This is a genomic window from Nostoc sp. ChiQUE01b, from assembly GCF_034531255.1.
In the GTDB taxonomy this organism is placed as follows: Bacteria; Cyanobacteriota; Cyanobacteriia; order Cyanobacteriales; family Nostocaceae; genus Nostoc.
This window is the reverse complement of the sequence record NZ_JAVRBM010000013.1, coordinates 136,405-148,484: the sequence shown is the minus strand read 5'-3', so window position 1 is coordinate 148,484 and position 12,080 is coordinate 136,405. Positions and strand designations below refer to the sequence as shown.

General features: G+C 37.8%; 8 protein-coding genes. 5 read left to right on the top strand and 3 right to left on the bottom strand.

The genetic code is table 11. The annotated features are described in order from the left end of the window. Together RMY63_RS11715 and RMY63_RS11710 are read right to left on the bottom strand one after the other, a co-directional pair. A partial coding sequence (locus RMY63_RS11715) for a hypothetical protein (protein WP_322728861.1) occupies positions 1 to 655 on the bottom strand: 655 nt, incomplete at its 3' end. A gap of 323 nt (positions 656 to 978) precedes the next feature. Continuing rightward, complete coding sequence (locus tag RMY63_RS11710; protein ID WP_322728860.1) at positions 979 to 2,286, bottom strand: glycosyltransferase; 1,308 nt, start codon at positions 2,284 to 2,286, stop codon at positions 979 to 981. Between the two features lie 87 nt (positions 2,287 to 2,373). Between RMY63_RS11710 and RMY63_RS11705 the strand changes: the two genes are divergently transcribed. The 5 genes from RMY63_RS11705 (at position 2,374) to RMY63_RS11685 (ending at position 10,929) form a co-directional block, all read left to right on the top strand. Next, positions 2,374 to 2,496, top strand: coding sequence for a hypothetical protein (locus RMY63_RS11705; protein WP_322728859.1), 123 nt, complete (start codon positions 2,374 to 2,376; stop codon positions 2,494 to 2,496). 654 nt (positions 2,497 to 3,150) lie between these two features. Beyond that, positions 3,151 to 3,843: a ferritin-like domain-containing protein gene (locus RMY63_RS11700; RefSeq protein WP_322728858.1), complete on the top strand. Its 693-nt coding sequence runs from the start codon at positions 3,151 to 3,153 to the stop codon at positions 3,841 to 3,843. Between the two features lie 163 nt (positions 3,844 to 4,006). Further along, positions 4,007 to 6,550 (top strand): filamentous hemagglutinin N-terminal domain-containing protein, encoded by a 2,544-nt coding sequence (locus tag RMY63_RS11695; RefSeq protein WP_322728857.1) that lies wholly within the window; start codon positions 4,007 to 4,009, stop codon positions 6,548 to 6,550. A gap of 135 nt (positions 6,551 to 6,685) precedes the next feature. Continuing rightward, positions 6,686 to 8,434, top strand: coding sequence for a ShlB/FhaC/HecB family hemolysin secretion/activation protein (locus RMY63_RS11690; RefSeq protein ID WP_322728856.1), 1,749 nt, complete (start codon positions 6,686 to 6,688; stop codon positions 8,432 to 8,434). Positions 8,435 to 8,673: 239 nt separating this feature from the next. Then, on the top strand, positions 8,674 to 10,929 hold the full coding sequence (locus RMY63_RS11685; protein ID WP_322728855.1) for a CHAT domain-containing protein: 2,256 nt from the start codon (positions 8,674 to 8,676) through the stop codon (positions 10,927 to 10,929). Positions 10,930 to 11,012: 83 nt separating this feature from the next. Here the strand turns inward: RMY63_RS11685 and RMY63_RS11680 are convergent, their stop codons facing one another. Further along, positions 11,013 to 12,050 carry a hypothetical protein gene (locus tag RMY63_RS11680; protein ID WP_322728854.1) on the bottom strand — a complete coding sequence of 346 codons (1,038 nt, stop codon included), beginning with the start codon at positions 12,048 to 12,050 and terminating at the stop codon, positions 11,013 to 11,015. Positions 12,051 to 12,080: the final 30 nt, after the last annotated feature.

Sequence of the window (12,080 nt, the reverse complement as noted above, 5' to 3'; positions counted from 1 at the left end):
TTACCACGCCCCAATAACCCGCTTTACCTCTCAAGTCTGGGTTATCCTTTGGCAAGAAAACGCATATCTCCCCAACGTGGTGAGGATTGGGTACTTTCGTCCTTTCACGTATCCTATCCACAACATCTTTCACTATGCGACCAGATGGAATCTTATTGCCAGCTTGCTCTACTGCCTGTTGCCATACATCCGCTTGCACAGCCGGTTCCAACTCTGCTTTCGCCAAAAAACGCAATTGTCGTTCGTTGGTCGGCATTGGAATTTGCCGACCATTGGTCGGCAAAAACTTTTGAAGATTCTCATAAACCACAGTCGCCGAAATCTTCAAGTAAGCCGCATCACGACTATAATTGAAGCGCTCTCGGCAATACTCCTCAAAAGTACGGTGCGTGGAACGGTACAGCCGTTTGTCCCTCAACTCCATCAGCGCCTGACCCGCTGACAAAAATGCACGTTCCACACGGCGCTCTAAATGAAGGCGTAAGCTTTGTTCTTCCTCTGTCAACTCTCTTATTTCAACAGCAGTCACCGTAATCGTTGCTGAGGCTGGGTTATCTTGCCCAGAAGTATTTTCGGGAGCAGGGTCAATTACTGGCTTTGGTTCACCAGATGCCGCAGAGGTAGCTTTCTTGCGTCTGGATGGTAGTTTGTTCATCGTGCTACCTCCAGGACAAATTGGCTCGTAGCAATATTGAGTTGTGTCATCATGAAAATAGAGTTTTATTTATACCCCCATCCTTCAAATAGGCTGGGGTTTTTCATTACTTTTTATATTTTGCAGTCTTAAAGCACTACCAAATATAAAACACATTAAACAGAGAACCCTCTAAACCTGGAGTCCCCTCAATACTGTTCGGTTAAAACATCTCTTCGCCTTTAAAAGCTCTTGGGCAGAGGAGTGCCTTCCCCTCTGCACCCCTGCTCAAGAGCTTGCCTTCTCTTTTCAGAGACGCTACGCGAACTCACCCAAATAGTAACTTACCCAATCAAACCCAAATGCCGATGGAATGCTTCTACAGCATTTGCCACACCATCTTCACCCCTTAACTTCTGGCCCAAATCCTGGGCTTTTAAGCGCATTCCCTCATCATGCAGTACGACTTCAATCGCTGCTGCTAAAGTTTTGTCTGATACCTTATGGTACGGTATTGGTTGTGGGCTAACTCCCAATCGGTTTAGCTTTTCGCCCCAAATCGGCTGATCTGCAAAAAAGGGTACTGTGATTGAGGGTATCCCTGCACGTAACACCGCCGCCGTTGTACTAGCTCCTCCGTGATGTACTACTGCTGGCACTTGAGGAAATAACCAATCATGCGGAACTTCCTTGATCACAAACACTCGTAGTGAATCTTTTATATTCACTGTTCTTCCAACGTTCCCCCAGCCTGACAAGATGATGCCGCCTTGATGCGTTTTTTTTAAGGCTTCCACAATATAGTGTGTGAGATATTCTGGATTGGGCATAGTCATACTGCCAAATCCAAAACACAAAGGTAATTGCTTTCGTCCAAGAAAATCCTCTAGTTCCAGGGGTGGCTCGTAGTCGGAGGCTTGATCAATAAACCAAAAACCAGTCACATACGCCCAATGCGGCCAGTCTTTTGGTTTTGGGATTACGTGTGAACTAAATCCATACAGTACCGGGATTCGTGATACATTCGCCGGAGCTTTTTGTCTAAAGCGTCTACCTAAATATGGCAAAGGCGGCAATTTCAAAGTTTCTGTTCTGAAGTGATTGAGCAGTGGACGATATCTTTGCCAGTGCAAAAACTCTATTAGCAAGTAGCTGCCATAGTTGATTGCTTTCTTTATTGGGTTTTTAGTTCTCTGACCAAATCTTAAAAACCCAAACATCCCTGTGGGAGTCAACGGCATAACTGATGCGAAAAAGCAAGGTACGCCTAATTTCTCTGCAATGTGATATCCAAAGGTAGCTAAAGGCGTATAAATAATTACCTCACTCCCAATAGACGCTGCCCAAGCTGATTCCAACTGTTCAAGTAAAAGCTTATCTCTCTCTTCTTTTTTCAATTTTTCTCCCGCAATCAATCGCTGCCCTTGTTTTGATTGCAGAAACTCTTCCATATTGCCAGCGATCGGTGCAAACTCTAAATCGAACTTTCTCACAAACGACTCAAAGTTTTCATGCGCTGCTACCTTCACCTTATGCCCCGCACGTTTTAACCCAATACCCAAAGCGCAGTATGGTTGCAAGTCTCCCCTTGAACCTACTGTTATGATCGTAATCTGAAGTTTGCGGCTTGGTGCAGTCGAACTTTGGCTCAATTCCCTTCTCCACTCAAAACTCCGGCTCTACTCAAGATTGTACTGAATTACCTATGCCTGGTGGCGATGGACTAAGCGCACTTTCTGGTGGCGATAGCTCAAGCGCCCGATGGAAGCGATCGCACTAGAAAGCGATCGCTCCGCTCCTCCCAGGGCGAACGCACGGTATTTCTGAAACCCCTGCTGGATAAGGATCTTGACGAAAAATAGGCTAATTCAAAAAACGCCGAAACTCTTGCTATTAGAGGATTATTATACTTTAGATGCGTTTGCCCTGCTGCTCCTCCTGTCCAAATCTTCTGCTACTTCGACAGCCATCACTTCCACCGTTGCTGACGCTGAATGTCATCCTGCTTAAGGCATAAGTCTCACAGCAGATATGCCTTTTTGGGGTACTGCTGAGAGTTAATCGCGTTTTCTCAAGACTTTAAAGCTTAATACTGGGCAAAACCCTTGTTCAATCAAAGATTGACGTTTTATGTAATTCGATATTTACTCCCCAACAACTTAAGTTCAATATTATAATCACGATTTTCACTTGCTAACATTTTTCTCTAATGAGAGTTTTATATTGTAAAAAAATTAAGTTTTAACTTTCTAGGGGATAGACAATACAGGAACAAGGCTTACAACAATATTACGTTCACTATCATTGTGGAATGCTTTGAAGCTTTTGGTGGTACCCTGTCTATCAATAAGAATTAGCCAAAGCTACTACTAATCTTACCAATTCCCCAATACCAAGAATCTGAAGGATTTAAAGTTCTCGATTAAATCATGAAACTCCATATAAAAAATCTTTAAAAATCTACTTAAAGCAATATTATAAGAAATATAGCTTACAAAGTTTAGCCGGAATATTTTATGAATTTATTGACTTATCTCATGCATTTAGCAAGTTCAGGAGCTGTTGCTTACTATACTGCTTCCCAGATCCGCGACTCTAAAACTCGCCCTATTGTACTTAAGGGTTTACATCTCTCAGAAGCTGGTTCCGTTGGATTTCTCTCTGCACTTAGTGAGCGTGCAGCTAGTGAAGGCGATACATGGCTGGCTGAAAAATTGGAAAAACACGCATTGGATGAAACTAAGCATAGTCAAATTTTTGCTCATGCGTTAAAGCGGATAGACAAAAATATCATAAATTCAGAGACAAAAACTGCATCAAAAAGTCAATCAAAGCAAGGGCGTAGTCCTCTCTTTGCCGCCTACTATGAAGGTTATAGCAAAGAACAACTTAGCCCTGCCATGATTGCCTGGGATGTTTTTATGGCAAGTACCTATATTATGGAGTTGGATGCCGGTAAAGATTATATGCGAATGGCAAATGTATTACCTGATGATGATCGTCACAATCGTAACTTAAAACTAGGGATGTTAAGTATTGCTAAAGATGAAACAGGACATGCTGCCTACCTTTATGAAGCAATGATGCGGCGAATGCCTGCGAAACAAGTGGAAAACTTAGTTGACGAATGGCGCACCCGTAAAGTACAGGCAATATTTAAAGTAATTGATTATGTTCTTCAAGACACAGACAAGATAGAAGCAGCATAGCATCTTAAATAGCTGTGAAGTAAGCTGATTGAGTCTGTAAATAAAAGTTATTTAAACTTTATTAGGAAATGCTTTTAGAGATGTTTTTAACGCATATCTAAAAGCTACTTTTATCTATAAATTAAAACTTACTTACGTCTTTATTTAAAAAGACCAAAACTCTATGAATACTATCATTAAGACATTTTTAATTACAGTTGTTTTTTCCTGTTCAAGCATTTTTTCAATTTTTCCATCGGAAGCTGAAATTACTCCAGATAATACTTTACCTAATAACACTTATATAAAAATAGAAGAAAGGAATAGAATTATTGAAGGCGGTACTCAAGCAGGAAACAATCTTTTTCATAGTTTTCAAGACTTTTCTCTACCTAGCGAAAATATAGCTATATTTAATAACGATTTAAATATCAAAAATATTATTAGTAGAGTGACTGGTGGATTAGTTTCTAATATTGATGGGCTTATAACATCTAATGGAACAGCTAACTTATTTTTAATTAATCCAAATGGAATTATTTTTGGAGTAAATGCTCGATTAAATATTGGTGGTTCTTTTTTAGCAACTACAGCAAATAGTATTAAGTTTGCTGATGGCATTGAGTTTAGTGCTAAAAAACCTCAATATCCTTCTTTGCTAACATTAAATGTACCTGTTGGATTACAATTTTATGGGAATCCTGGAGCAATTAATGTACAAGGGAATGGCTTTCCCATTAATAACTCTAGTTTGAGATCCCCTATTGATGCAAGTATAATTTCTACTGGCTTACAAGTCAAGCCTGGAAATACCCTAGCTTTGATAGGAGGAGATATATTATTAGATGGAGGGGTTATTAGTGCAAAAAATGGAAAAATTGAGTTAGGAAGTATAGAGCAAGGGGAAGTAAATATTAAGTCAGAAAATAATAGTTTGTTTTTCAACTATGAAAATGTTTTAAGTTTTAGAGATATAAGTTTTTTAAAAACCGCTTTAGTTTATATTAATAGTATAGAAGGTCAAGGCAATACTATTAATATTCAGGGAAGCAATGTAAAAGTATTAAATGGTTCCTTAATCTATAGCCAAAATCATGGCTCTAAAGAAAATGGGAGAATTAGCATTAACTCTGAAAATTTAGAGGTGAAAGATGCATCAGAATTTGGTATTAGCGGTATTTATAGTAGCAACTTTGGAAATACGCCTGGAGAAGATATTGAACTTAATTCAAATAAAATAAATATTAGAGGAGCGCAGATAGCTACTACTACTTTTAATAATGCTCCAGGCGGTAATATCAAAATCAATGCTAATGATTATTTAAAAATAACTGGCTCTCTTCCATCTGATGTTAATCAATTTGGCTTGGGTGCTATAAATACTTTTAGTTATGTCAATTATGGAAATGGTGGAAACATCACTGGTGTAATCAAAAATTTAACCTTAGAAGATGGGGGAAATATAACTACAGCTTCTAGTTCATTTGGTAGTGCTGGTAATTTAAACTTAATGACAGAAAACATTAGACTTGAGGATGGAAGCAGTTTAGGATCTACAACTTTTAATAATGGTAAAGGAGGTAATGTTTTAATAAATGCAAATAACACTATAGACATTATAGGTAGATCGCCTATCGTCGGTTCTAGTACAATTAATGCAGCTACCTTTGGAAGTGGTAACGCTGGTAGCTTAGAAATTAATACCTCAAAGCTACTGGTTAGAAATGGCGGAGGTATATCTACAAGCACACTCTCGTTTGGAAACGCTGGAAATCTCACTATTAAAGCTTCTGACTCCATAGAAATTTCGGAAATAGACTCAAATTCAAAACTTCCTAGTTTTATAAATTCATCAGCAGAGATTTTGGATAATAGCTTGAGAGTTAGATTTAATAGAGTACCTGCAACTCCTACTGGAGATGCAGGTAAAATAAATATTAATAGTAGGCAGTTAACTATTGCTAATAATGCCTTAGTTAGTGTTAAAAATGATGGATTGGGTAACGCAGGAACCCTTGAAATTAAAGGTAAAGACCTCAATATTACAAATAATGGAGGTGTTACTGCAACGACTGCCGTTGGTGAGGGTGGTAACATTATTTTCAATGTAAATAATGTTTTATTACGCAATGGTATTATCTCTGCAACTGCTGGACAGCAAGGAACCAAGGGCAACGGTGGTAACATTACTTTCAATGCAGAAACACTAGCTCTTTTAGAAAAGAGTAGTATCACCGCTAATGCCTTTGAGGGACGGGGTGGTAATATCACAATCAATACACAAGGGTTCTTTCCTACTTTTGATAGCAAAATTACAGCTAGCTCAGACAAAGGAATTGACGGTATAGTTCAAATCAATACCTTAGAATTGGATTTCACTAGAGCAGCGATAGTTCTACCAGCAATTAATATTCCTCCAGTTGCTCAGGTCTGCTCTACACAATCGAGTCAAGGATCTAACGAGTTTGTGAACAGAGGATCTGGCGGTATTCCACCAAGCCCCAGAGATCCCCTTAACAGCAATTATGGCTGGAGAAATGAGCAACAACCTATTTTCGCCAAACAATCACAACAGCTAATACAAACCCAAGCAACTCAAGAATATGTGGAAGCACAAGGATGGAAAGACAATGGAGATGGTACGGTAAGTTTTACAACTACGCCAAAAGACGTGGTTTCTTATGGTTCTTTATCAGATCCACCTTGCCATACTTATCAAAAATTTTAGTAATACAATATAAATAGCATTGAAGCAAAGTTTCTGTTTATTGAAATATTTTAGATAATAAAAATCAAAAATTTAGCCATTTTTTATAAAGATAGAAAATTCCGTGAAAGTCGCTTCTACAGGAAAAAAATTGTCATGCCTAAAATTTCTTACCTGAATGTATTCGGAGGAACTTTTTTCATAGCAGCTTCAATATCGATAACTGAACCAGTTTTAGCACGGATGCTAGCTCCAAGATTCTTTACACAGCAGATACCAACAATTCCTCAAAGTCCGCAAATTCCTTCTTTTATGGAAGAACCACAACAAGAATTACAACCTCCTTCTTTAATGCCTACGCCTGAGATTCCCAAAGGAAACCGAGAAAGAATTCAAGTTGAAAGATTCGTATTCAAAGGCAACACTGTCTTATCAACTCAAAAGCTAGAGTCAGTAGTTGCTTCTTACACAAATAGAGAAATTACGTTTTCAGAATTACTTGAGGCTCGCACAGCAGTTACAAATTTATATATTCAACAAGGATATGTAACTTCTGGGGCTTTCTTTCCAGTAATTGAAAATCAAGTAATTCCAATTAGCAAGGGAATAGTTACTATTCAAATTGTTGAAGGCAAGTTGGAGCAAATAAGCATTGTAGGTAGCGCACGATTACAAAACTATATTCGTGAGCGCTTACGAACAAATACAACTAAAGTATTTAATAGTAAACATTTATTGATAGGTTTACAACTACTGCAAACAGATCCTTTGATTGCAAAGATTTCCGCAGTTGTAGATAAAGGTTCTCAATTAAATACTTCTGTTTTAAATATCACTGTCAAGCCACGTCAACCTTTTAAAATTGAGGCTGTCTTAGACAACTCTCGCTCACCTGCCATTGGCACTTTTCAGCGACGAGTTGAGCTAAGTAATGCTAATCTATTTGGTCTGGGAGATCGCCTGAGTATAGGATACAGAAATACTGATGGCAGTAATACTCTGACAACTAGTTACTCCATACCCATTAATCCCCAAAATGGGACTGTGCAATTTTTCTATGCAAATTCTTCAGCCAATGTTGTTGAACGTCCATTTAGCAGACTAGATATTCTTTCTAGTGCCCGTGCTTACGAAGTGACTTTCCGCCAGCCAATACTACAACAAGCCAATTCCGATTCAACTCAAGAGTTTGCTTTAGGATTGACAGCTTCCCGGCTAGAGAGCGAATCCTCTTTACTCAACAGCCCTTTCCCATTGAGCGTTGGGGCAGATTCTAGGGGGCGAACACGAATTTCGTCCATTAGATTTTTTCAAGAATGGACACAGCGTCATAGACAAGGAGCATTAGTAGCACGATCTCAACTCAGTTTAGGCGTTGGTGCAATTGATGCCACCATTAATAAATCTGCTCCTGATAGTCGCTTTCTTTCTTGGCGCGGACAAGTTGCATGGTTACGACGTTTAGCGAGAAATGGTACATCCTTGTTAGTCAGAACAGATATTCAGTTTGCAGATCAAGCTCTTGTGACATTAGAACAATTTGGTTTGGGTGGTACAAGTTCAGTGCGAGGTTATCGACAGGATACGTTTTTGACTGACAACGGATTTTTACTTTCTACCCAAGTTCTTATTCCTATTTGGAGAACAGATACTGAACAATTAGAGCTGATTCCTTTTTTTGATATGGGAACCTCTTGGAATAAAAATGCCGATCGAGATACTGCTATTCCAGTATCTACAAGTACATTAGCATCTATAGGGATCGGAATACGGTATCAATTAGCCGATCGCTTGAGTGCAAGCCTTGATTGGGGAATTCCTTTGATTGAAGTTAATACAAATTCAGATTTAAGAACATGGCAAGAAAACGGAGTTTATTTTTCAATCAATTACCGCCTGTTTTAAAATCGGTAATTTTAGGGCTATCCTTAATGCTGCTGATAATTTGGTGTCACGTACAAGCGGAAGCTCAATCTTCTGCAATTTTTGAATTATCCCAAGCACAGATTCTGAATGAACAAGGATTTGAACAGTTAAACCAAGGACAACCTCAAGCCGCACTGCAAACATGGAAATCAGCTTACGATATTTACCGCAAATTAAAACATTCTAATGGTATAGTTGGTAGCTTAATTAATCAGAGTTTGGCACTTCAGGCTAGTGGCTTATATCTTACTGCTTGTCAAACATTAAGCCAAGCTTTAGAGCTAGAAAATTCGGTTTGCTCTAGCCCCATTGAATTAAAGAACATTTCTCAAAAAGCCTATCAAGAACAACTAACTCAGGCATTGGAAAAACAAACACTTGAAAGTGTCCGAGTAATTGGACTCCGCAATCTTGGTGATGTGCTACGGCTGATTGGTAATCCAGAAGCATCTTCAATTGTATTATTCAAAGCTATATCAATGGCTAAAAGTCTAGACTCAAAAGAATCAGATATTAAGAATCAAATATTATTGAGTTTAGGGAATACAGAACGTGCCCTTTTCATTCAAGCCAAAGGCAAGTATGAACTAACTGATGAAGTATTTACTAAACAAAAAACACTTAAAATAGCTAAATCAAAAATCAAAAATGCTCTGCAATTTTATCAAGAGTTAGTAAATAGAAACCTAAATGGACTTACCCTCCAAGCACAAATCAATCAGCTAGATTTAATTTTAAATACAGAAAAATGGAAGAACATAACAGATTTAGATGATTATATTGAAAAAGAATACATCAAAACGTTAGTCAATAATTTATTAAATTCTTCAACAATATTTGAATCATTACCTGCAATCGAATCTGTTTATGCTCAACTTAATCTCGCTCAGAGTTTAATTGAAATTGATCAAAATATCAACTTAAAACAAATTGTTTTTTCTAATAAATATAACCCATTATCAACTTCATTATTCTTAGCGAATAAAGCACTATCTTTATCTCAAAAGCTGAGTAATAACCGAGCCGAATCTTACGCATTAGGAACTGTTGCCACAATTTATAATTATTCAGGTAAAACGCTTAAAGCAGTACAATACTTTGAAAAAGCTATGGCACTAGCTCAGTCAGTGCAAGCTTGGGATATTGCTTACGAATGGCAATGGCAATTAGGTCGCTTATATCGGCTCTCAAACAATTTTGAAAAAGCCAATAAAGCGTATGCATCTGCTATTAACAGTTTAGAGCAAGTTCGAGGAAATCTTATAGGAATTAACCCGGAGCTTCAGTTCGATTTTAAAGAAAAAGTTGAACCTGTTTACCATGAATATATGGAATTACTATTTTCTCAAGGTGAAGCAACTTCAAAACGGGCAGTTGAGATTCAAGAAAAACTAAAAATAGCTGAAATAGAAAATTTTTTACAGTGTGGTAAATTAAATATATCTTCTCCACCCAATAATCAAAATTCAAAATATTTACTTCCGATTGTATATTTGATTAAGTTAGGGCAGCAAGTAGAGGTAGTTGTTAAAACACCTAATAAATTTTACCGTAATACAGTAGATTTTGACCAGTTAGTTACCCCAATTGATAATTTACTTAAACTCGTTGCAAAAAAACAGTTTCTTCTAGCTAATGAGTCAGATTATCTTATTTATTCTCAAACTATTTATAATATTTTATTTGCACCTATCAAGCAATATCTTCCCACTTCAGGAACTTTAGGTTTTGTTCTAGATAGTTTTTTCCAAAATCTCCCTATTGACATATTACATGATGGAAAAAATTATCTAGCATCCTCTTACAGTATTGTCATAGCTTCAAGTTCCCAGCAGTTTCACAGTCAATCTAGAAAATTAAATAATTTTGATGCTTTATTTGGCGGTATTTCTGAAATCAGTCCTAGTTTTAATAACCCCTCAGTTCCTAAGAATTTACCAGCTTTACCTGAAGTCAGAGCAGAAATTGAAAGTATCAAGAAAAATGTTAGTTCTGTTTCGACTTTAGTTAATAGCGAGTTTAATAGTCACAGCTTCCAGAAAAAAACTGAAAATGATTATTTTTCTATAGTTCATCTAAGTACCCATGCTCAATTTAGCTCTGATCCCGAACAGACCTTTATTTTGGCTTGGGACAAACCCCTCAACGTCAAAGACTTGAGATTTTTGCTCAAAAATGGAACTGAGGCAATTAATCTACTTATTTTGAGTGCTTGTCAAACAGCAAAGGGTGATAAACGCTCTGCTCTTGGAATTGCCGGAATAGCTACACAAGCCGGAGCGCTTACTACATTAGCTAGTTTGTGGCTGGTTGATGCCGATTCTACTGCTCTACTTATGGGTGAGTTTTACAAAGGATTAAAAAGTGGACTTACTAAAGCAGAGGCACTAAGACTTGCAAAACTAAGTTTATTGTCCAGTAAAACATACTCTCACCCCTATTACTGGTCAGGCTTTATCCTTGTTGGTCGTTAATCTAAAAAAGCTTGTGGTATCAATCATAAATTGTATTTTGACAGTTTATGATTATGTTTTTCAACAACTTCTACCTTTGAAGTCTAACTACCTCTTACCCCTTCTCCTCTTTTCTGGCTTTGCTCTGCAATTTTCGCTCCTGCTTCTGCTTTGGCTAATTCTTCCGCATTATTCTCTTTTTGAGCTAATTTAGTTGCAGTTGAATACGCAGATATAGCGGCAGATGCCAAATATGCCTCTAAGTAGCGATCGCCCAATAATCGGTAAATAGTCGGATTTTTAGTACCTCCTTCAGTTCTTGCCTTTAGCAGATTAATTGACTCATTTACTAAGTTTTGAGCCTCATACACCCTATCTATATCGATAGTTAACTCATCTTGAGATTGATTCAAACTTTGAAGACGATTTATGATACTTACTATCTGCTGCATTTTATCAGTGGAGGCTATCAACACAACAGAGGCACTGGCAGCAATAGGCTCATCTGCTTTATTTGCAATAATATTTACGTTATAAACGTTGCCCGGCTGCATAGCTGGTTGCTCTTTGGGGTATGGTAATTGAGTTTTTTCCACTACTTCAACAGACCAGCTAACTCCTTTGCCTTCAATCTGCACGATATAACTAGTAGCTAAAGGAGTGGCAGACCACGATAGTGTCGGACTCATATTTAAAATTACTAAACCGTAGGGAGTGATTAATGTAGGTGCATTTTCATCTTCCCCTGGGCCTTTGGGCTTGATACAAGTGCGCCCATCTCTCAAAGTGCAATTTTGATTTTGCCGTTGGGAACGTGGCGAGCAATGCTCACCCATAGTACTACTAGTGAGTTGCAATATTTTTGCACTTAAATAGCACAAAACCTCAACCTTATGCCCATTAACTGGATGAACCTTATCCTCCTGGCAAAGCTTACTTCCGGGTGCCCAGTTGATATCGCCACTGAGAACTTTAGCCACAACCTTACAAGTTTGCTCTTGTGAATTACTTTTTGCTACAGATTTAGCTTGTCCCCTTATGCTGCTGAAGCTTGAAAACAATAATATTGATGCAATTGCTACAAATTGGTATTTGAAAGCTTTTTTTACTCTTTTGGCTGTTGATTCTGGTGCAATTAACATTGCAATTATTTCGTTATTTACTATCTATTG

Coding starts and splice junctions, on each gene's coding strand:
- RMY63_RS11700 (WP_322728858.1), top strand. CDS start 3,151: ATGAATTTATTGACTTATCTCATGCATTTAGCAAGTTCAGGAGCTGTT.
- RMY63_RS11695 (WP_322728857.1), top strand. CDS start 4,007: ATGAATACTATCATTAAGACATTTTTAATTACAGTTGTTTTTTCCTGT.
- RMY63_RS11680 (WP_322728854.1), bottom strand. CDS start 12,050: ATGTTAATTGCACCAGAATCAACAGCCAAAAGAGTAAAAAAAGCTTTC.
- RMY63_RS11690 (WP_322728856.1), top strand. CDS start 6,686: ATGCCTAAAATTTCTTACCTGAATGTATTCGGAGGAACTTTTTTCATA.